The sequence below is a fragment of the Pseudomonas crudilactis genome (assembly GCF_013433315.1).
Taxonomy (GTDB): domain Bacteria; phylum Pseudomonadota; class Gammaproteobacteria; order Pseudomonadales; family Pseudomonadaceae; genus Aquipseudomonas; species Aquipseudomonas crudilactis.
The window spans coordinates 20,900-42,384 of the sequence record NZ_WXVV01000013.1 but is presented as its reverse complement, the minus strand read 5'-3'; the positions used below and the strand labels follow the sequence as shown (position 1 = coordinate 42,384).

General features: G+C 59.9%; 18 protein-coding genes and 1 riboswitch. Of the genes, 7 read left to right on the top strand and 11 right to left on the bottom strand.

Going from position 1 to position 21,485, the window contains the following annotated elements:
• Nucleotides 1–74: 74 nt before the first annotated feature.
• The 4 genes from rhlE2 to ahcY all read right to left on the bottom strand — a co-directional run bounded on the left by rhlE2 (nt 75) and on the right by ahcY (nt 5,465).
• A complete protein-coding gene (gene rhlE2, locus GTU76_RS15870; protein WP_016984773.1) occupies nt 75–1,958 on the bottom strand; it encodes an RNA helicase RhlE2 in 1,884 nt (627 codons plus the stop codon).
• A gap of 222 nt (nt 1,959–2,180) precedes the next feature.
• Complete coding sequence (locus GTU76_RS15865) at nt 2,181–2,993, bottom strand: substrate-binding periplasmic protein (RefSeq protein WP_016984774.1); 813 nt, start codon at nt 2,991–2,993, stop codon at nt 2,181–2,183.
• A gap of 146 nt (nt 2,994–3,139) precedes the next feature.
• Nucleotides 3,140–3,985, bottom strand: coding sequence for a methylenetetrahydrofolate reductase [NAD(P)H] (gene metF / locus GTU76_RS15860; RefSeq protein ID WP_007913720.1), 846 nt, complete (start codon nt 3,983–3,985; stop codon nt 3,140–3,142).
• A 70-nt stretch (nt 3,986–4,055) separates the two neighbouring features.
• Entirely contained in the window at nt 4,056–5,465 is a 1,410-nt protein-coding gene (ahcY, locus tag GTU76_RS15855) for an adenosylhomocysteinase (RefSeq protein WP_123532525.1), read from the bottom strand.
• Between the two features lie 23 nt (nt 5,466–5,488).
• Nucleotides 5,489–5,587, bottom strand: a riboswitch (S-adenosyl-L-homocysteine riboswitch).
• A 198-nt stretch (nt 5,588–5,785) separates the two neighbouring features.
• Between ahcY and GTU76_RS15850 the strand changes: the two genes are divergently transcribed.
• Both GTU76_RS15850 and GTU76_RS15845 read left to right on the top strand, forming a co-directional pair.
• A complete protein-coding gene (locus GTU76_RS15850) occupies nt 5,786–6,193 on the top strand; it encodes an acyl-CoA thioesterase (protein WP_016984776.1) in 408 nt (135 codons plus the stop codon).
• A gap of 175 nt (nt 6,194–6,368) precedes the next feature.
• Entirely contained in the window at nt 6,369–7,256 is an 888-nt protein-coding gene (locus GTU76_RS15845; RefSeq protein ID WP_016984777.1) for a formate/nitrite transporter family protein, read from the top strand.
• Here the strand turns inward: GTU76_RS15845 and GTU76_RS15840 are convergent, their stop codons facing one another.
• Both GTU76_RS15840 and GTU76_RS15835 read right to left on the bottom strand, forming a co-directional pair.
• On the bottom strand, nt 7,257–8,522 hold the full coding sequence (locus GTU76_RS15840; protein ID WP_016984778.1) for a cation:proton antiporter: 1,266 nt from the start codon (nt 8,520–8,522) through the stop codon (nt 7,257–7,259).
• Between the two features lie 285 nt (nt 8,523–8,807).
• Nucleotides 8,808–9,977 (bottom strand): MFS transporter, encoded by a 1,170-nt coding sequence (locus tag GTU76_RS15835; RefSeq protein WP_180699035.1) that lies wholly within the window; start codon nt 9,975–9,977, stop codon nt 8,808–8,810.
• 212 nt (nt 9,978–10,189) lie between these two features.
• On the opposite strand from GTU76_RS15835, the gene GTU76_RS15830 reads away from it, so the two are divergent.
• Together GTU76_RS15830 and GTU76_RS15825 are read left to right on the top strand one after the other, a co-directional pair.
• Nucleotides 10,190–11,023, top strand: coding sequence for an EamA family transporter (locus GTU76_RS15830; protein WP_180699034.1), 834 nt, complete (start codon nt 10,190–10,192; stop codon nt 11,021–11,023).
• A 39-nt stretch (nt 11,024–11,062) separates the two neighbouring features.
• Nucleotides 11,063–11,446, top strand: a complete 384-nt coding sequence (locus GTU76_RS15825) for an MAPEG family protein (protein ID WP_016987225.1) — start codon at nt 11,063–11,065, stop codon at nt 11,444–11,446.
• A 124-nt stretch (nt 11,447–11,570) separates the two neighbouring features.
• On the opposite strand, the gene mltA is transcribed toward GTU76_RS15825, so the two are convergent.
• Complete coding sequence (gene mltA / locus GTU76_RS15820) at nt 11,571–12,749, bottom strand: murein transglycosylase A (protein ID WP_016987226.1); 1,179 nt, start codon at nt 12,747–12,749, stop codon at nt 11,571–11,573.
• 128 nt (nt 12,750–12,877) lie between these two features.
• Here mltA and GTU76_RS15815 point away from each other — a divergent pair, with 128 nt between their 5' ends.
• Entirely contained in the window at nt 12,878–13,327 is a 450-nt protein-coding gene (locus GTU76_RS15815) for a c-type cytochrome (RefSeq protein WP_016987228.1), read from the top strand.
• A 51-nt stretch (nt 13,328–13,378) separates the two neighbouring features.
• Here GTU76_RS15815 and GTU76_RS15810 read toward each other — a convergent pair whose 3' ends face one another.
• The 4 genes from GTU76_RS15810 to GTU76_RS15795 form a co-directional block, all read right to left on the bottom strand.
• On the bottom strand, nt 13,379–13,774 hold the full coding sequence (locus GTU76_RS15810; RefSeq protein WP_016987229.1) for a DUF1090 domain-containing protein: 396 nt from the start codon (nt 13,772–13,774) through the stop codon (nt 13,379–13,381).
• 97 nt (nt 13,775–13,871) lie between these two features.
• Nucleotides 13,872–15,548: an NAD-dependent DNA ligase LigB gene (ligB, locus tag GTU76_RS15805; RefSeq protein WP_175555528.1), complete on the bottom strand. Its 1,677-nt coding sequence runs from the start codon at nt 15,546–15,548 to the stop codon at nt 13,872–13,874.
• A gap of 261 nt (nt 15,549–15,809) precedes the next feature.
• Nucleotides 15,810–17,000, bottom strand: a complete 1,191-nt coding sequence (metK, locus tag GTU76_RS15800) for a methionine adenosyltransferase (RefSeq protein ID WP_016987231.1) — start codon at nt 16,998–17,000, stop codon at nt 15,810–15,812.
• Between the two features lie 18 nt (nt 17,001–17,018).
• Nucleotides 17,019–18,014: an ArsR/SmtB family transcription factor gene (locus GTU76_RS15795; protein WP_016987232.1), complete on the bottom strand. Its 996-nt coding sequence runs from the start codon at nt 18,012–18,014 to the stop codon at nt 17,019–17,021.
• Nucleotides 18,015–18,272: 258 nt separating this feature from the next.
• Here GTU76_RS15795 and tkt point away from each other — a divergent pair, with 258 nt between their 5' ends.
• Nucleotides 18,273–20,270: a transketolase gene (gene tkt, locus GTU76_RS15790; RefSeq protein WP_016987233.1), complete on the top strand. Its 1,998-nt coding sequence runs from the start codon at nt 18,273–18,275 to the stop codon at nt 20,268–20,270.
• 151 nt (nt 20,271–20,421) lie between these two features.
• A complete protein-coding gene (gene epd / locus GTU76_RS15785) occupies nt 20,422–21,474 on the top strand; it encodes an erythrose-4-phosphate dehydrogenase (protein ID WP_180699033.1) in 1,053 nt (350 codons plus the stop codon).
• Nucleotides 21,475–21,485 lie beyond the last annotated feature (11 nt).

Genomic DNA, 21,485 nt, shown 5'->3' with positions numbered 1-21,485 from the left:
GATGCAGGGATTCGCGGCAGCAAAAAAATGCCCCGGCTCTTTCGAGGCGGGGCATTTTTCATTGCAGCGTTAACTCAGCGATTGCGGGTCAGCAGCGCTGGTTTTTCGCCACGCGGGCGGCTTGGCAGTTGATCAAGCTGCTCTGGCGTCGGGAAGCGGTCGGCTTTCGATTCCTTGTGCATGATCTTCGGGCCGTTGCTGCGCGGGTTCTGCACGGCTGGCTCGCTACGAGGCTGATCGTCACGGGCCGGGCGGCGGTTGCGCGAGGACGAGGTGGAATCGTCGCGACGACCCGACTGACCATCCCGCGGTGCGCCGTTGCGTGGGCCGCTACGTTTGGCTGGCGGGGTGCCGGTGCTCGAACCGTTGCTGTTGCGCGGACCGTTCTGACGACCCTGCGACTGACCTCCGCGTGGTGCGCCCGAACCTGCGCCAGCACCTTGAGCCGGTGCGCCTGGACGACGACCACGGCCGCCGGCAGGAGCCGGCTTCGGCACGTAGTCAACGCGGTTACCGAAGTTATCGATATCGTCGTCGAGGAACTCGTCCGGTGCACGATCAGCTGCCGCACGTGGCGGCTGGCTCGGACGCTGTTCGCGGGCTGGGGTGCCTTCGCGCGGTTTCTGCTGACGGGCAGGACGCTCGCCACGTTCACCGGCCGGCTTCTCTTTACCCTTGTCCTTGCCTTTGTCTTTACGACCGCCGCCACCGCCGCCGCCATTCGGCCCGTCGCCGCGTGGGCCACGTGAATTGCGCGGGTTACGCACGTCCGGACGCTCACGTACTTCCGGCTTCTCGGCTTCAATGGTGCTCGAATCGAAGCCCATCAGGTCGCCGTCGGCGATTTTCTGCTTGGTCATGCGTTCGATGCTTTTCAGCAGCTTCTCTTCGTCCGGCGCGACCAGCGAAATCGCCTCGCCCGAACGACCGGCACGGCCAGTACGGCCGATACGGTGCACGTAATCTTCATCGACGTTCGGCAGTTCGAAGTTGACCACATGTGGCAACTGATCGATGTCCAGACCGCGAGCAGCGATGTCGGTAGCCACCAGGATGCGCACCTGGTTGGCCTTGAAGTCGGCCAGCGCTTTGGTGCGCGCGTTCTGGCTCTTGTTACCGTGGATCGCCACAGCCGGCAGGCCGTGTTTGTCCAGGTATTCGGCCAGACGGTTGGCGCCGTGCTTGGTGCGGGTGAACACCAATACCTGTTCCCACGCGCCGGCGGTGATCAGGTGGGCCAGCAGCGCACGCTTGTGGCTGGCCGGCAGACGGAATACGCGTTGTTCGATGCGCTCGACCGTGGTGTTCGGCGGCGTCACTTCGATACGTTCCGGGTTGTGCAGCAGCTTGCCGGCGAGGTCGGTGATGTCCTTGGAGAACGTCGCCGAGAACAGCAGGTTCTGACGCTTGGACGGTAGACGCGCGAGGACTTTCTTCACGTCGTGCACGAAACCCATGTCGAGCATGCGGTCGGCTTCGTCGAGGACGAGGATTTCCACGTGGGACAGGTCAACGCTGCCCTGGCCACACAGATCGAGCAAACGACCCGGGCAGGCAACGAGCACGTCGACACCACGGGACATGGCCTGAACCTGCGGGTTCATGCCGACGCCGCCGAAGATGCAGGCGCTGACGAATTTCAGGTCACGGGCGTAGATCTTGAAGCTCTCGTGAACCTGGGCCGCGAGTTCGCGGGTCGGGGTCAGGACCAGTACGCGCGGTTGGCGCGGGCCATGACGCTGGGATTTGTCCGGGTGACCGTTGGGGAACAACCGCTCCAGGATCGGAAGGGCGAAACCGCCGGTTTTACCGGTACCTGTCTGTGCCGCAACCATCAGGTCGCGACCTTGCAACACGGCGGGAATGGCCCGCTGTTGCACCGGAGTAGGCTCGGTATAGCCCGCATCTTCGATGGCGCGGACTAAAGCCTCGGAGAGACCGAGGGAAGCAAAGGACATGAGTAATCCTGTTTTAGTTAGGGCTTGGCCCAATGGGAGTCTTGCCTGGCGCGAATCACGTTTAAGAGGACGCAATCCCGTCCGGTCCTGCTGCGGTTCCGAAGGCACGTCTGGAGCGCTCGCGCGGGCTGCAAAGCTGCGCTGTAGCGGGTCGAGAGGCCTGTTACGGTTCCGGGCGTCCGGGCGTGAGCCTGGCGGGAACGCCGGAGTATAACAGAGCAATCACTGCGCGCTGCTTTCCTGCTGCTCAACGGTTTTGCTGTTGGCCGTGGCATTGCCCAGCGGCGCGTTAATAGCGGGAGCCGCGCCATAACGGGCGCTCAGCTCGGCATAAGCCGGTTCGCGCTTGAAGCGTTTGAGTTCGGCGCCAAATCGCTGCACCAGAAGATCCATGCCGGCATTGCGCCGAACTGCGAGAAACTGGCTCTGACGGCTAATAACAGTGGGGTTTTCGGTGATCTGATCGCGAATATTCAATTCATCGAGCAAATGCTGACCAACGCGGCGATCGGTGATCAACAAATCAATTCGGCCACGCACCAATTTGCCGAAGTTGGCTTCGTGGGTCGGCGCCGGTTCGCGGGTGAACAGCGTCGATTCACGGAAATCCGGGCTGTACAGATAACCGGGCGAGGTGCCGATGGTCAGGCCTTTGAGTTCTTCGAGTTTGCTGAACGGGTGCGGCCGGTCGTTGGCGTAAAACATCACGAACTCGACGTCCGACAGTGGTTCGCTCGGGTAGAGCAGGGTGGCGTCGCGCTCATTGCTATGGAAGATATCCAGCGCGCCGTCGGCCAGTCCCGTCTCAAGCATCGACAGGCAACGCTTCCACGGCAGGAATTGCCATTCGACTTCAATGCCCAGACGTTTGAAGACGATGGCCGTGGTTTCGTAGTCCAGCCCGAGGTTTTTACCGTTTTCTTCGTAGACGTAAGGCGCCCACGGTTCGGTGACAATACGCAGCTTCTCGCCTCGAGCGGCGAAGCTCAGGCAAGCAAAAACCAGCACGGCGAATAACTGCGTGATCAAAGGCATGGCTTGAGATTACGACGAGAAACGCGAAAGAGCCAGAAAGTGCCTGCACAAGCTCTAATTCGGGGATTCAAACGCAAAAAAACGCAGCGCCGACAACCCCTGTAGGAGCTGCCGAAGGCTGCGATCTCTTGATCTTTCTTTGAAACTTAACGAGGCAACTTCAGGTTATTCCAGATCGCCAGACTAGGCTCAGCCTGATTCATGGAATAGAAGTGCAGGCCCGGTGCGCCGCCCTGCAACAGGCGTTCGCACATCTCGCTGACGACTTGCTCACCAAAGCGCTGAATGCTCTGAGTGTCATCGCCATAGGCTTCCAGTTGCTTGCGGATCCAGCGCGGGATTTCCGCACCGCAGGCATCAGAGAAGCGCGCGAGTTTGCTGTAGTTGGTGATCGGCATGATCCCCGGGACGATCGGCAGATCGACACCCTGCGCCTGCAAACGGTCGACAAAGTAGAAATAGCTGTCGGCGTTGAAGAAGTACTGGGTGATCGCGCTGTCGGCGCCGGCGCGAGCCTTGCGCACGAAGTTGGCCAGATCGTCTTCGTAGTTGCGTGCTTGCGGATGCATCTCCGGGTAAGCGGCAACTTCGATGTGGAAATGGTCACCGGTTTCTTCACGAATGAATTCAACCAGTTCATTGGCGTGACGCAGCTCGCCGCTGGTCATGCCCATGCCGGACGGCAGGTCACCACGCAGGGCGACGATGCGCTTGATGCCGGCAGCCTTGTACTCGTTCAGCAGGCCGCGCAGGTCGTCCTTGCTGTCGCCGACGCACGACAGGTGCGGTGCGGCCGGGATTTTGACTTCGCTTTCCAGTTGCAGAACGGTGTTGAGGGTGCGATCACGGGTCGAACCACCAGCGCCATAGGTGCAGGAAAAGAAGTCAGGATTGTATGTGGCCAGCTGACGGGCAGTGGCGAGCAGTTTTTCATGCCCAGCATCGGTCTTGGTCGGGAAGAACTCGAAGCTGTAGCGACGGTCTTGGGACATGGTCATACCCTTGGAAACAAGAACCTTCGAGGCGCTGCAATCCCGTGTGGGAGCGAGCAGTCAGCGCCTGTTAGTAGCGGTAAGCGTGCGGCTTGAACGGGCCTTCGACGGTGACGCCGATGTAGTCAGCCTGTTGCTTGGTCAGTTGAGTGACCACGCCGCCGAAGCCGCGAACCATTTCCAGAGCCACTTCTTCGTCGAGTTTCTTCGGCAGTACTTCAACGGTCAGACGCTCGGCTTTCTGGGCTGGCGACAGGTCGGCGTACTTCTGGCCGAACAGGAAGATCTGCGCCAGAACCTGGTTGGCGAACGAACCGTCCATGATGCGGCTCGGGTGGCCAGTGGCGTTACCCAGGTTTACCAGACGGCCTTCGGCCAGCAGGATCAGGTAGTCGTCGTTCTGAGCGTCGAAAGCGCCCGGGCCGGTACGGTGGATCTTGTGTACTTGTGGCTTCACTTCTTCCCATGCCCAGTTCTTGCGCATGAAAGCGGTGTCGATTTCGTTGTCGAAGTGACCGATGTTGCAGACAACAGCGCGCTTCTTCAGAGCTTTGAGCATGTTCGCGTCGCAAACATTGACGTTACCGGTGGTGGTCACGATCAGGTCGATCTTGCCCAGCAGCGCTTTGTCGATGCTTGCTTCGGTGCCGTTGTTGATACCGTCGATGAACGGCGACACCAGTTCGAAACCGTCCATGCACGCTTGCATGGCGCAGATCGGGTCAACTTCGGAAACCTTAACGATCATGCCTTCCTGACGCAGGGACTGAGCGGAGCCCTTGCCCACGTCACCGTAACCGATGACCAGCGCTTGCTTGCCGGACAGCAGGTGGTCGGTACCGCGCTTGATCGCGTCGTTCAGGCTGTGACGGCAGCCGTACTTGTTGTCGTTCTTGGACTTGGTCACCGAGTCGTTGACGTTGATGGCCGGGATTTTCAGCTCGCCCTTGGCCAGCATGTCCAGCAGACGGTGTACGCCGGTGGTGGTTTCTTCGGTCACGCCGTGAACGCGATCCAGTACTTGTGGGTACTTGTCGTGCAGCAGCTGAGTCAGGTCGCCGCCGTCGTCGAGGATCATGTTGGCGTCCCATGGCGCGCCATCCTTCAGGATGGTTTGTTCCAGGCACCACTCGTACTCTTCTTCAGTTTCGCCTTTCCAGGCGAAAACCGGGATGCCGGCAGCAGCGATAGCGGCAGCGGCCTGATCCTGAGTGGAGAAAATGTTGCACGACGACCAGCGTACTTCGGCACCCAGGGCAACCAGGGTTTCGATCAGCACGGCAGTCTGAATGGTCATGTGGATGCAGCCGAGGATCTTGGCGCCTTTCAACGGCTGTTCGCCGGAGTACTTGCGACGCAGACCCATCAGGGCCGGCATTTCCGATTCGGCGATGATGGTTTCGCGACGGCCCCAGGCAGCCAGGGACATGTCGGCAACTTTGTAATCGTTAAAATCTGCAGGCGTGATAACAGCGCTCATGAAGAGCCTCCATTCGTAATGTATGCGAATGGGCGCCGTTGTGCGTTTAGTGTCCGGCCTGAGCCAGTCAACGCCCCATCCGAGCCTGACAGGTTGAACCTGCTGCAGCGCCCCTCGGACAGGTGGCGGGAAAACGGTAGCAAGTGAACGTTACCGTTTTGAAACGGGGGCGATTATAGCCGTCTAGACTGATCTTCCAAAGGGTTTCTGTCGGCCAGATGAAGATCGTTAATGACGACCATAGTCGAAGCCGCATGGAGCCTGACCGCTCAGTCTGCCAAGATACCGTCCATCGTTCGGCAAGACACTCAGGAGTGAAGATGAATTTCCACACCCGCAAATGGGTAAAACCCGAAGACCTCAACCCCAACGGCACCCTGTTCGGCGGCAGCCTGCTGCGCTGGATCGACGAAGAAGCGGCGATTTACGCCATCGTCCAGTTGGGCAACCAGCGCGTGGTGACCAAGTACATTTCCGAAATCAACTTCGTCAGCGCCTCGCGCCAGGGCGACATCATCGAACTGGGCATCACCGCCACCGAGTTCGGCCGCACCTCGATCACCCTGACCTGCGAAGTGCGCAACAAGATCACTCGCAAGAGCATTCTGACGGTTGAGAAGATGGTGTTTGTGAACCTCGGTGAAGACGGTTTGCCGGCGCCGCACGGGCGCACTGAAATCAAATATGTGAAAGATCAGTTTCAGGAAGATGAATTGGTCACCAAGTGACATTGGCGGTGCTTTCTTCGCGAGCAAGCTCGCTCCCACAAGGATCACGCTGTACCTGTGGGAGCGAGCTTGCTCGCGAAAGCGGTTGTCCTGTCAGCGAAGAATCATCTGGCCACTGAACAGTCGTGAGCCGCGGGAGTCGTAGGTAAACACCACCCCCCACGGTCCCCACGCCATGACGACCCCCACCGACGGCAAAACCCCCGACCTCTCGGCCAAAGAACAGCACGAAGTCGAGAAAAACCAGCCGCCCCGCGCGGCCGTCCTGCATGAAATCATCCGCAGCCAAGGCGATCAGGAACTGGAGCGCAGCATCGCCGCGCTCTGGTGGTCGGCATTGGCAGCCGGGTTGACCATGGGCCTGTCGCTGATGGGCATGGGCCTGCTCAATTCACGCCTGCCCGACGGTGATGAATTCAAGGTAATCGCCAGCTTCGGCTACTGCGCCGGTTTCCTTGCGGTGATCCTCGCCCGTCAGCAACTGTTCACCGAAAACACCCTGACCGCCGTGCTGCCGGTCATGACCAAGCCGACCCTGCAAAACTTCGGCCGGCTGATCCGACTGTGGACGGTGGTGCTGGTCGGCAACCTGTGCGGCACGATTCTGGTCGCGTACGTGATGCTCGAACTGCCGATCTTCGACACCAAGACTGACCACGCCTTTCTCGAAATCGGTCGCAAGGTCATGGAAAACCATGCCAGCCAGATGTTCGCCAAAGGCATCGTGTCTGGCTGGATGATCGCCACCATGGTCTGGATGATCCCGTCCATGGAGAGCGCGAAGATGTGGATCATCATCCTTATCACCTACCTCATGGCGCTCGGCGATTTCACGCACATCGTGGTGGGTTCGGCTGAGGTGTCATACCTGGTGTTTGCCGGCGAGCTGCCGTGGAGTGATTTCTGGATGGTGTTCGCAGGTCCCACGCTGGCGGGGAACATCATTGGCGGCAGCTTCATCTTTGCGCTGATCAGCCATGCGCAGATTCGCAGTGAAAGCGGGGCGCCGAAGGAAACTGCGGATCAGGCCGAGAAGCCTGATCCGCAGCAGATCAAAAAATGATCAGTGGTGAGCAGGTTCGCTGGTGGTCGCGGGCTCGTTGCGAGTCGCGTGCTTGACCAGTTTGCCGATGGTCAGACCCTGCAACAGGATTGACGACAGCACCACGATGTAGGTGATGCTCAGCAGCAGATCGCGCTCCGGGCCCAACGGCAGCGCCAGCGCCAGTGCCACCGAGACACCGCCGCGCAAACCGCCCCAGGTCAGGATGCGGATGGTGCCGGCGGGCACCGTGCGCCAGCGGCGTAGCAGAAGAATCGCCGGGGCCACAGTGAGCAGGCGCGACAGCAGAATCGCCACCGCCAGCAAACCTGCCGCCGCCATATGCAGCCAGTTGAACGGCAGCAGCAACAGCTCCATGCCGATCAGCGCGAACAGCAGCGCGTTGAGCATGTCATCGAGCAATTCCCAGAAGCCGTCGAGATAGCGGCGGGTCATGTCATTCATCGCCAGATTGCGTCCGACGTTACCGATGATCAGACCGGCGACCACCATCGCAATCGGCGCGGAGACGTGAATCTCGGTGGCCATCGCCGAACCACCGATAACCAAGGCCAGTGTCAGCATCACGGTGATCTGGTGTTGCTCGACGCTCTTGATCATTCGATAGACCAGATAACCGATCAGGCCGCCGAACAGCACACCGCCGATGGCTTCATGAACGAACAACATCGCGGTGGCGCTGATGGTCGGGGTTTCGCCGAGTTGGGCGATGCCCAGCAGCACGGTGAATACCACAACGGCTGTACCGTCGTTGAACAGTGACTCGCCGACGATGGTGGTTTTCAGCGGCTTCGAGGCATTGGCGGTACGCAACACGCCGAGCACCGCAATCGGGTCGGTCGGCGAAATCAATGCGCCGAACAGCAAGCAATACAAGAAGCTCACGTGCCAGCCGAACAAGGCAAAAATGTAATAGGCGAGGCTGCCGATCACCGTGGTGGCAATCAACACGCCGAAGGTCGCCAATAGGCCGATGGGCCAACGGTAGCTGCGCAGGTCATTGAGGTTGACGTGCAAAGCGCCAGCGAACAGCAGGAACGACAGCATCCAGTTCATCAGCAGATCGCCGAAGTCGATCTGGCCGATCAGTTGCTGCACGCGTTCTTCGAGGCCGGGGTAGCCGAGCACACTCAGGCCTTGCAGCAGCAGAGAGAACAGCAGTGCGGTCACCATCACGCCGATGGTCGGCGGCAGGCCGATGAAGCGGAAGTTGACGAAGGTCAGGAGGGTGGTGAGGCAGATGAAAGCGGCGACAAGTTCAAGCATCCGGGGTCCTTTGGATGAGGGGTGAGTGGAGCGCGCCCGATGCTTGGGCGCAGGGGTTTGATGGGCTGAGAGCGACAGAGGGCACAAGCTTCCCTCACCCCAGCCCTCTCCCGGAGGGAGAGGGGGCCGACCTTATTGTCTTGTGGCATACATCGACCTGAATAACCGAGTCGATTATGGATTCGGCAATGCGCGTTCAGGTCGGCGTACTTCTGAAGCGCCCCCCGTTCAGTCCCCTCTCCCTCTGGGAGAGGGCTAGGGTGAGGGCTCTCAGGCTAAACCCGATTAGCCGGACACATTGACCGCAGCCGCTTCGCGACGTTGCAGATAGATGAAAAACAGCGCTGTCAGCACGGTCAATACGCCAACAAGCGCACCGGTCCACGGCAAGTCCGCCAGATCCGCGCCACTGGCCACCACCAGCCCGCCGATCCACGCACCCGCCGCGTTACCGAGATTGAAAGCGCTCTGATTCAAAGTCGAACCGAGGTTCGGCGCTTCATGGGCCTGATCGATGATCAGCAATTGCAGAATCGGGCACAGCGCAAAAGCAAAGATCCCCCACAGCACCAGCGTGATTGCCGCCGGCACCACCGAACGGCTGGTCTGACTGAACGCCGCCAGAATCACCACCACGGCCAGGGCCACACCGACCAGCGACGGCAACAAACGGCTATCGGCCAGACGCCCGCCGAGCATGCTGCCGCCGGTCAGACCGACGCCGAACAACAGCAGCATCACCGTCACGCCGTGCGGGCTGACGCCGGTGATGTCCTGCAGGATCGGTGCGATGTAGGTGAACACACTGAACAGGCTGGTCGAGGCCAACACGCTCATGCCCAGCGCCAGCAACACATTGACCTTGCCCAGCACCTTGAGCTCGCTGGCGAGGTTGGCCTTGTCCATCGGGATGTGTTTTGGCAGCCACAGCCACTGCGCCAAGGCTGCGATTACGCCGATCACCGAGACCGCCCAGAAGGTCGAACGCCAGCCGGCGTATTGCCCGAGCGCCGTGCCCAGCGGTACGCCGAGGACGTTGGCCAAGGTCAGGCCGGTGAACATCATCGCAATCGCCTGCGCGCGTTTGTTCGGCGCGACCAGCCCGGCGGCGACCACCGAGCCAATGCCGAAGAACGCGCCGTGGCACAGCGCTGTGACCACACGAGCAGCCATCAGCGTCGCGTAGTTCGGTGCCAGTGCACAGAGCACGTTGCCTAGGATGAACATCAGCGTCATTCCCAGCAATGTCGCTTTGCGTGGCATGTTGGCGGTGCCGATCGCTAGGATCGGCGCACCGAACACTACGCCCAGCGCGTAACCGGTGATCAACAGACCAGCATCGGGAATGCTCACGGCAAGGTCGCGGGCAACATCGGGCAGCAAGCCCATGATGACGAATTCGGTGGTGCCGATGCCGAATGCGGCAACAGCGAGGGCAAGCAAGGCGAGTGGCATGCGCAAGGTCTCTGTCGGTAGTCTTGACGCTTTGATCAGGCATACGCAGGCCGAAGACCGATCTCGAAGGAGGGCGGTGCGGGCGGGAATTATTGGTATTTTTCTGTGCGCAACTGAGTACGGCGTGGTCGCTTGCAGTATAAACAGCTGCTGACACATCGCGAATCAATAATCTGACTAATTGGCTCGCTAACAACAATAAGGAGTGGAACGTGCTGGCGACGGCTTTGGTATTGATGGCGGCGCTGTTGCATGCGACGTGGAATACGTTAATCAAGTTCAGCGCCGAGCGGCTGCTGGTGGTGGCGTGCATGGACACCGTGGCGCTGCTGGTCGTGGCCATCGCGTTTCCATTCGTGAGCTTGCCGCCCATGGAAATCTGGCCATGGATTCTCGCTTCGGCAGCTTTTGAGCTGCTGTATCGCTACCTGCTGATTCAGGCGTATCGGGTCGGCGATCTGGGCCTGGTGTATCCACTGATGCGCGGATTGTCGCCGCTGGTGGTGCTGGCGCTGACCCTGATCTTCGCCGGTGAAGTGCTCACCACCCAGCAGATCTTCGGCATCATGCTGATTCCGTTGGGCATGGTTTGTCTATTGTGGCAGGGCGGTGGTGGCAAGCATTTGCCATGGTCGATGCTGCCGGTGGTGGCGTTGATCGGCCTGTGTATTGGTTGCTACACCTACATCGACGGCCAGGCATTGCGGCGCTGGTCGCATCCGCTTGATTACCTGGTCTGGGTCACGTTGTTCAGCGCGTGGCCGTTTCCACTGCTGGCGTGGGTCGCCAAGCGTCCGGCGTTCATGTTGTTCTGGCGTGAGCAATGGAGGCTGGGCCTGGCGGTGGGCTTCTGCGTATTGGCCAGCTACGCTCTGGTGCTGTGGGCGATGCAGTTGGGTTCGATTGCTGAAGCGGCGGCATTGCGCGAGATCAGCGTGATTCTGGTGGTGCTGTTCGGTATGCGCTACTTGAAAGAACCTTTCGGCCGTCCGCGGCTCTTAGCCTGTGGGCTGGTGCTGATCGGCATGCTGGTGATGAAGTTCTGACCGCCCGCGAATTCTATAACTCGAAAAAAGGACGGCGTTATGACGGTGGCTCTGTGGTGTGTGTTGATCGCAATTTTTCTGCCGTATATCTGCACCGGCGTAGCGAAAGCCGTGGGCGGCTACCGGTTGAGTGATAACCACGATCCGCGCGACTTTCTTGAAAGTCTCAACGGTGTGGCCCGTCGGGCGCACGCGGCGCAACTGAACAGTTTTGAAGTGATGCCGGCGTTTGCAGCGGCGGTGATCGTTGCGCACCTGGTGGGAACCGCGCAGTTGGTGACGGTCAATGTGCTGGCGGTGATGTTTATTACCAGTCGCCTGCTGTACATCATCTGCTACCTGGCGGACTGGGCGATCCTGCGCTCGCTGGTGTGGTTTGTGGGAATGGGGTTGATTGCTTCGTTCTTCTTTGTGTCGGTCTGATTATTTTTTGGTGTCGCTGATGGCCTCATCGCGAGCAGGCTCACTCCTACATTTGGAATGCGTTCCCCTGTAGGAGTGAGCCTGCTCGCGATAGCTATTTGCCTGCCTCAGCAGATCCCAAGGCTTACTTCTTCTCTGTATCCGCCACCTGCGGCACTTGCGGCAACGCGGCACCTTTTGGCCAGAGCATCCAGATCTGCCCTTGCTGTTTCATGTCCCCGGCCAGTTGCCCGGCCGCGTCGCCCGTGCCCCAGAACAGATCCGCACGTACCTCGCCGGCAATCGCGCCGCCGGTATCCTGCGCCGCCACCGGACGCACCAGCGCCGTGCCATCAGGACGAGTGGTCGACAGCCACAACAGACTACCCAACGGAATCACCTTGCGATCCACCGCCGCGCTATAGCCGGCAGTCAGCGGCACGTTCAGCGAGCCGCGCGGGCCTTCGTTGCTGTCGGGGTTGCGGGTGAAGAACACATAGCTCGGGTTGCTACCCAACAGTTCGGGGATGCGCGAAGGATTGGCCTTTGCCCAGTTGCTGATCGCGTTCATGGTCACATCTTCTTTCTTCAGCTCACCTTGCTCGACCAGCCAGCGGCCGATTGGGCGGTACGGGTGGCCGTTCTGATCGGCGTAGGCGATGCGCAGCTGTTTGCCGTCCTCGGTCTGGATCCGCCCGGAGCCCTGGATCTGCAGGAATTGCAGGTTCATCGGGTCGGTCAGATAAGCCACCACTGGGGCTTTAACGCCCTTCGATTCGATAGTTGCGGCATCGTCGTACGGTTTGAGTACCCGACCTTCAAGGCGACCGCGCAGGCGTTTGCCTTTGAGTTCGGGATAAATGCTGTCCAGCGAGACGATGATCATGTCTTCCGGCACGCCATACACGGGTACATTGGCCGCGTCGGTGGGCGTCAGGCTGCCGGGGTAGACCGGTTCGTAGTAGCCGGTGATCAAGCCGTTGGGGTTGTCGTTTTCAGCGCGCAGGCCGTAGACGTCGAGATTTTGTTTGAGGAAGGCGCGAATCTCGCCAGCACTTTGCGGCACTTTGGCTGCAGCGGCGCAGGTGGAGCCCCATACGGCATCAGCTTTGAGTCGGGTGCAGGCGCTACGCCACGAACCGAAACCGGCGACCAGATCGCTATCGGATACTGCCGGCAGTGCTTCCCAAGTGGCGCTGGAATAAGTGGCCAGTGCGTGGGTTTTTGGTTTGGCGCTATCACCGCCGGTGCAGCCAGCGAGAATCGCCATTAGAGGCAGGGTTGCGATCAGCGGGTGACGCCAGGCCTTGAAACGGCTGTTCATGGAGTGATTCCTGTGCCGGTTGCCCGCGTGCTCCATGCGCTCGGGCAACCCGTATTTTTAATAGGGCTATTGGTGTTTGGCGGTGACGCGAGGATACTGGCCGCCGAAATCCGTGACCTGAAGCCACCATGACTCTTAAAAGCATTTCTGTTGTATTGCTGGCCTGTCTGACCTTGTCCGCTTGTGGCGGTGTCGATCCGAATTCCCCGCTGGGTCAACGCAAGGCGATCTTCAAACAAATGCTCAAGACCGGCGAAGACCTCGGCGGCATGCTGCGCGGGCGCATTCCGTTCGACGGGCCGAAGTTTGCCGAAGGCGCAGTCAAACTCGATGCGTTGTCCCATGAACCCTGGAAGCATTTTCCGCAGGTTCGCGAAGAAGATCACACCAGCGCCAAGGACGATGTCTGGCAGAAGCAGGCGCAGTTTCAGGAAATGGCCCGCACCCTGGAAGCGGCCACCGGTGAATTGGTGATCGCCAGCCAGGTTCAGCCGTACAAGGCCAGCAACCTCGGGCCTGCGGTGCAGAAAGTTGAAGATGCCTGCAGCGCTTGCCATAAACAGTTTCGCGATCATTGATTTCTATTGTTTGAGCTGACGAAGAGGCCATCAAACTCACTGCATCAATGCTTACTTATCGATCTCGTCCAGCGCGTCCTGCAGTTCTTTGCGTGATTCGGCGAGTTTGTCTTTGCGCTTGTTGATCTTCTCTGGATCGCCTTTCTTCATGGCCTTGTCGAGATCAGCCTGACGCTTGCTCACTTCGTGTTTGGCTTCGAGGACCTTGTTTTCGCGTTCTTTTTTCAGGCCGGCATCGGTGCAGTTTTCGGTCACCTCACGCAGGGCAGTTTCCAGGCCCGCCTGCTGATCGGCGTTGCCGCGCGACTTGGCCTGTTCGATCTGATTGATGATGCCCTGCTTCTTGGCGGCGCAGCCGGTCAGGCCCGGGGCGTCTTCGTCGGCCATCACAGGGGCGGCCATTACGCCGCAAAGGGTCAGCAAGGCGAGCGGTGCGAGAAATTTCATAAAAGCTCCATGTGCAAAGGCAATCGGGTCGGGGCGGCACTGCGCTGTTGGAGCGCCTCGGTGGCCGATGGGTTCCCGGCGCGCCGGGATTGCGTAGTCAGAAACCGTCGATTCCGGCGGCATGTAAGGTTTCGCTCAAAGCCAGTACCTGCGGATCGCGAAAGAATGCGCTCAATTGCGCTGCGCGTCCCGGACCGATACCGGCTTCGGCCTGCCATTGTTCGGTGTCGCGTTGTGCCAGCGCCTGCCATGAGTCAGGCAGTTGAGCCTGACCTGTGGGTGGTAAGCCCAGGGCCTTGAGCCATTGGGCGAAGGGTCGTTGGCGAGCGCTGTGAAAACTGTGCATCAGGCGTTCGCTGCTGCGCTCGCCGAAGCCGGCAATGTTAGCAAGCTCCGGCCCCTCAAGGGTCAACCAATCCAGCAGGTTGTTCACGCGGCGTGTTTCGAGAAGTTTCTCCCACGTGCCACGACCGACATGTTGCAGCGCCAGCCCTTGTTTGCCACTGAGCCAGGTCAGGCGTGCGAGAAACTGGCTTTCGCAACCGGGCGAGGGTTGCCAGCAGCTCAATACGTGGAAGTCGTCGGAGTTGGGGATGTTGAGGTCTGTGCGTTCGGCGGCGCGCAGCACCACGCTGTCGAGCCGTGGAATGGTCAGGCCGGCGAGGCTGATCGCAACCTGATCGCCGGGGCGAATGTCCAGTTCTTGCCAGCGTTTCAACGAGCTGGCGCTGACCCGTTTGATCTCCCGGTCATCGAGCATGACGGGTTTGAGTTCGAGTACTGGCGTGATACGCCCAGTGCGCCCGATCTTGAAGTTGACCTTGCGCACTTCGGCCAGCGCTTGAGCAAAAGGATACTTCCACGCAACTGCCCAATACGGAGCGCGAGCCTGCCAGCGTTCGGCGGGCGGGCGCTGACTCTGGCGCAACACCACGCCGTCGGTGGCAAATGGCAAAGGCGAGCGATACCAGTGGTCGCGCCATTTTTGTGCCTCTGCGAAATCGCTGGCGGGGTGGCTGTACGGTTCAATTGTGGCGAAACCCAGTGCGGCCAATCTGGATATTCGTTCGGGCAAGTCCACAGGTCCTTGTGGCCAGTCCCAAACGAACAGTCCGATACCGGCGGCTTGTTCTGCAGTGAAGGATTTGCGGTTCATCAGTCCGGCAACGGCGGCACGGGCGTTGACGCTGCCGGATCGGGCTTGCACGTGTTTGTCCAAGCGCCAGTAGAGTTCGCCTTGCACCTGCAGATCCAGCGGTTGTTTCAGGCGTTGAGGTATGGCGTTGATTCTTTGCGCTGAAGTCGTCCAGTCCTGTCCGCTGATCCCGTCACCGCGACTGATGGCCTGTTGCAACATCCCTTGGCGATAAACCAGCGTCACTGCCACGCCATCGACTTTGGGTTGAACCCAGACGTCATGACGATCCCGTAGCCATGCTTGCACGGCCTCGGCTTTATGGATTTTATCCAGACCGGTATGGGCGATGGGGTGGGTAACTGTGCCTGAAGCCGTGCGCAAAGGTTCGGCGGGCGAGGGTAGCCTGAAGCATTCACGCCATGCGCTCAGGCGTTGGAGTGACTGGTCGTAGAGCTCATCGACAACCAGTGAGCGGCCTTCGCGGTGATAGGCGTCGTCCCATTGGTCGATCTGTTTTTGCAGGGCGGCGATTTCGCTTTGTGCTTGAGTGGCCGGCCATTTCGGGCAATCGGCGTGGGCGTTGAGGGCCGTACAGGCAGCGAGGAAAACCAACAACAGGCGCAGCGTGACAAGCATTGTGAGCGTCCTTGCTCAGGGGGAATGCTTGAAGGTTAGGCGAAGATATTTACTCCGCCGGATGGGTGTTTTACGGCTTGTTTCTGTGCAGTAAAAACAGCCCCTCACCCTAACCCTCTCCCCGGGGGAGAGGGGACTGACCGAGTGGTTTGTTGGATATGCATCGACCTGAACGTTCTGAGTTGAACTCCCGGTTTCAGGCATGAAAAAGCCCCGCAGGGCGTGAGCCGTGCGGGGCTTTTTTGTGCAGCCGGGAAGTTCTTACAGGCCAGCAGCGGAACGCAGGGCGTCGGCGCGGTCGGTTTTTTCCCAGGTGAACGTGGTGAAGGTGTCTTCGCCAACGGTCTTGGTCTCTGGCGTGCGACCGAAGTGGCCGTACGCTGCAGTTTCCTGGTACATCGGGTGCAGCAGATCGAGCATGGTGGTGATTGCGTATGGACGCAGGTCGAACACTTCACGCACCAGTTTGACGATCTTGTCATCGCTGATCTTGCCGGTGCCGAAGGTGTTCAGCGAGATCGACGTAGGCTGAGCTACACCAATCGCGTAGGAAACCTGAATCTCGCAACGCTCGGCCAGGCCGGCAGCGACGATGTTCTTGGCAACATAACGGCCAGCGTAGGCAGCCGAACGGTCAACCTTCGATGGATCTTTACCGGAGAACGCGCCGCCGCCGTGACGGGCCATGCCGCCGTAGCTGTCGACGATGATCTTGCGACCGGTCAGACCGCAGTCACCTACCGGGCCGCCAATGATGAACTGGCCGGTCGGGTTGATGTGGAACTGGGTGTCTTTGCTCAGCAGTTCGGCAGGCAGCACGTGCTTGACGATCAGCTCCATCACGCCTTCGCGCAGGTCTTTGTACGACACTTCAGGGTTGTGCTGTGTCGACAGAACAACCGCGTCGATACCGACAACCTTGCCGCCTTCGTAACGGCAAGTCACTTGCGACTTGGCGTCCGGACGCAGCCAAGGCAGCAGACCCGACTTACGGGCTTCGGCCTGGCGCTGCACCAGTTGGTGCGAGAAGGTGATCGGCGCTGGCATCAAAACGTCGGTTTCGTTGCTGGCGTAGCCGAACATCAGGCCCTGGTCGCCGGCGCCCTGATCTTCAGGCTTGGCACGGTCAACACCCTGGTTGATGTCTGGGGACTGCTTGCCGATGATGTTCATCACACCGCAGGTCGCGCCGTCGAAGCCGACGTCGGAGCTGTTATAGCCGATGTCGAGAATCACGTTACGCACGATCTCTTCCAGATCGACCCAGGCGCTGGTGGTCACTTCACCGGCAACGATAGCCACGCCAGTCTTGACCAGAGTTTCCACGGCAACGCGTGCGTGTTTGTCCTGGGTAATGATGGCGTCCAGCACCGCATCGGAAATCTGGTCGGCGATTTTGTCCGGATGTCCTTCGGACACGGACTCGGAGGTGAAGAGGGAGTATTCGCTCATCTCGATGTTTTCCTGAATTTACCGATGGTGAGTGTCGCCAGCCGGTCGCTGAAAATGGCGGACCTGGATCTGGAAACCATTACGTAAGCCTACATAGAGGCTTTCCCCGGGAACGAGTCCCGCAGCGGTGGCCCAACGGGCCAAATCGTCCTGTTCAAACCCCAACCACAGATCACCGCAGGCCTCCCTGGCCCAACTCTGGTTGTGGCTACATAACTCTGTCACGAGCAGACTACCGCCCGGTTGCAGCAGGTCGGCCATGTGCTTGAGCGCATCGGCCGGCGCGGCGAAATGGTGCAACACCATGTTCAACACCACGCAATCGGCCTGAAGGCTTGTGCCATTCAATGCATCGGCCAACTGCAGGCTGACGTTAGCCAGCTGTTCACGTTCACATACCTGACGCGCCAGTTCGAGCATCGCCGGGCTGTTGTCCAGCGCGGTTACGGTGCCGAAGCGACGGGCCAGTTCCGGCAGAAAAGCACCATCGCCGGGGCCGACTTCAATGGCCGTGGCAGCACCATTGAAGTTCAGTTTGTCGAGCAGGGCCAGCACGCTGTCACGGTATTGCGGCAGGCCTGCGATCAAGTCTTGCTGGGCGCGAAATTTCTCCGCGACCCGGGCGAAAAAGTCCTGACTGGCCGCGGCGCGTTGGCCGTGTACCTGCTCGATGCGCGCTTGCACGTCGTCAGGCAGATCCAGATTGTCGACTTCTTCTAACAATGCCGCGTGCAACTTGCCGCCGAGCAATTCGGTGTGGGGCAGGGCACGGCGATAAAAGATCGCGTTGCCTTCGCGGCGCGTTGCCACCAGATCAGCCTGCGCCAACACTTTAAGGTGATGGCTCATGCCGGACTGACCGATGCCGAAAATCTGCGCCAGTTCCAGAACACCGAACGAATCGTTGGCCAGTGCGCGCAGTACATTCAGGCGCAGCGGATCGCCGCCGGCCTTGCACAGGGCCGCCAGCTCGTCGCAATCGTCATGGCGAATGGAAGGCACGCGTAAATTCATAGGGCCGCAGTCTAGAGACGGGGTGAATTCATCGCAAGGCCAATATCAAAAAGTTTTGATATTGCTCGATAAATGGCACTTCTCTCCAAGCGGTTAACTCTACAAACGAGTAGCGGAAAGGTTTCACCAACAGAAAGCGCCGCTATCCATTGGAAAAACGCCCCCGGATGACTATCTGTCATTGCCCCGAGGCGCTCCGGTGAGGGAAAATGCCCTCCTTTTTTCCGTTTCGACTTACCAGAACCCAGGAGATCAGCGATGCCTAGCCGTCGTGAGCGTGCCAACGCCATTCGTGCCCTCAGCATGGATGCCGTGCAAAAAGCCAACAGCGGCCATCCCGGTGCCCCTATGGGTATGGCAGATATCGCCGAAGTGCTTTGGCGCGACTACCTCAAGCACAACCCGAGCAATCCATCGTTCGCCGACCGTGACCGCTTTGTGCTGTCCAACGGCCACGGCTCGATGTTGATCTACTCGCTGCTGCACCTGACCGGTTACGACCTGTCGATCGAAGACCTCAAGCAGTTCCGTCAACTGCACAGCCGCACCCCGGGCCACCCGGAATTCGGTTACACCCCGGGCGTTGAAACCACCACCGGCCCGCTGGGTCAGGGTCTGGCCAACGCCGTCGGTTTCGCTCTGGCAGAAAAAGTTCTGGCTGCGCAGTTCAACCGTCCAAACCACAACATCGTTGACCACCACACCTACGTGTTCCTGGGTGATGGCTGCATGATGGAAGGCATTTCCCACGAAGTCGCTTCCCTGGCCGGTACTCTGGGTCTGGGCAAGCTGATCGCTTTCTACGATGACAACGGCATCTCCATCGACGGCGAAGTCGAAGGCTGGTTCACCGATGACACGCCGAAGCGTTTCGAAGCCTACAACTGGCAAGTGATCCGCAACGTTGACGGTCACGATCCGGAAGAGATCAAGACCGCCATCGAGACCGCGCGCAAGAGCCCGCTGCCGACCCTGATCTGCTGCAAGACCACCATTGGTTTCGGCTCGCCGAACAAGCAAGGCAAAGAAGACTGCCACGGCGCTCCACTGGGTGACGCGGAAATCGCGCTGACCCGTCAGGCGCTGAACTGGAACCACGGTCCGTTCGAAATCCCGGCCGACATCTATGCCGAGTGGGATGCCAAGGAAAAAGGTCGTGCGGCCGAAGCCGAGTGGGATCAGCGTTTCGCTGCTTACTCCGCTGCGTTCCCGACTGAAGCCAACGAACTGGTGCGTCGTCTGAGCGGTGAGCTGCCGGCCGATTTCTCCGAAAAAGCCTCGGCTTACATCGCTGAAGTCGCGGCCAAAGGCGAAACCATTGCCAGCCGTAAAGCCAGCCAGAACACCCTGAACGCATTCGGCCCGCTGCTGCCGGAACTGCTTGGCGGCTCCGCTGACCTCGCCGGTTCCAACCTGACCCTGTGGAAAGGTTGCAAAGGCGTCAGCGCTGAAGATGCCAGCGGCAACTACATGTACTACGGCGTGCGCGAATTCGGCATGACCGCAATCATGAACGGCGTGACCCTGCACGGCGGCCTGGTGCCTTACGGCGCGACCTTCCTGATGTTCATGGAATACGCCCGCAACGCGGTGCGCATGTCGGCGCTGATGAAGAAGCAAGTGATCCACGTCTATACCCACGACTCCATCGGTCTGGGCGAAGACGGCCCGACGCATCAGCCGATCGAGCAACTGACCAGCCTGCGTACCACACCGAACCTCGACACCTGGCGTCCAGCCGATGCCGTTGAATCGGCCGTGGCCTGGAAAAACGCTCTGGAGCGCAAGGACGGCCCATCGGCGCTGATCTTCTCGCGTCAGAACCTGCAGCACCAAGAGCGCGATGCCGGCCAGATTGCCGACATCAGCCGTGGCGGTTATGTACTGAAGGACTGCGCAGGCGAGCCTGAGCTGATCCTGATTTCGACCGGTTCGGAAGTGGGTCTGGCGGTTCAGGCTTACGACAAGCTGACCGAGCAAGGTCGCAAGGTGCGCGTGGTTTCCATGCCGTGCACCAGCGTGTTCGACGCTCAAGACGCCGGCTACAAACAAGCCGTGCTGCCGTTGCAGGTCAGCGCACGTATCGCCATCGAAGCGGCTCACGCCGACTTCTGGTTCAAGTACGTGGGTCTGGAAGGTCGCGTGATCGGCATGACCACCTACGGCGAATCGGCTCCGGCTTCGGCACTGTTCGAAGAGTTCGGCTTCACCCTGGAAAACATCCTGGGTCAGGCTGAAGAGCTGCTGGAAGACTGATCCAGAAAAGATGTCGTCTGAGCTGACGCCTTCGCGAGCAAGCTCGCTCCCACAGGGTTATACACTGCCCATGTGGGAGCGAGCTTGCTCGCGATAGCGTTGGTTCGGGCAACATCGCACTGCCTGATTCACCACGGTAATCGAGAACCCCATGCCTCAACCGCGTCCTTACAAAGTTGCACTCAACGGCTACGGCCGGATTGGTCGTTGCGTCTTGCGTGCGTTGTTTGAGCGAGGCGAGAAAGCCGGGTTTGAAATTGTCGCGATCAACGATCTGGCGGACATGGCCAGCATCGAATACCTGACACGCTTTGACTCCACCCACGGCCGCTTTCCGGGCGAGGTGCGAGTAGAAGGCGATTGTCTGCATATTAATGGCGACTGCGTGAAGGTCCTGCGCAGTGCCACCCCCGAAGGCATCGATTGGGCGTCACTCGGCGTCGATCTGGTGCTGGAATGCTCCGGTGCCTATAACACCCGTGCCGACGGCCAGCGCTTTCTCGACGCCGGCGCGCCACGCGTGTTGTTCTCGCAGCCGATGGCCAGCGAGGCGGATGTCGACGCCACTATCGTTTACGGCGTCAATCAGGACTGCCTGACCGGCGACGAACTGCTGGTGTCCAACGCCTCCTGCACCACCAACTGCGGTGTGCCGCTGTTGCGCTTGCTCGACAAGGCCATCGGCCTGGATTACGTGTCGATCACCACGATTCACTCGGCGATGAACGATCAGCCAGTGATCGACGCTTATCACCACGAAGACCTGCGCCGCACCCGTTCGGCGTTCCAGTCGGTGATCCCGGTGTCCACTGGTCTGGCGCGTGGTATCGAGCGCCTGCTGCCGGAACTTGCCGGGCGAATTCAGGCCAAAGCCGTACGCGTGCCGACGGTCAACGTGTCCTGCCTCGACATCACGATGCAGACCGCCACGGCGACCGACGCCAACGAGGTCAACCGGATCCTGCGCGAAGCCGCCACCAGCGGCCCGCTCAAAGGTCTGCTCGCCTATACCGAGCTGCCGCACGCCAGTTGTGATTTCAACCATGACCCACATTCGGCCATCGTCGATGCCAGTCAGACCCGTGTTTCCGGCCCCAAGCTGGTGAACATCCTGGCCTGGTTCGACAACGAGTGGGGTTTTGCCAACCGAATGCTGGACGTTGCAGAACACTATCTGCAAACAGCAACTTCAAAAAAACCGTAGGAAGTGCGACC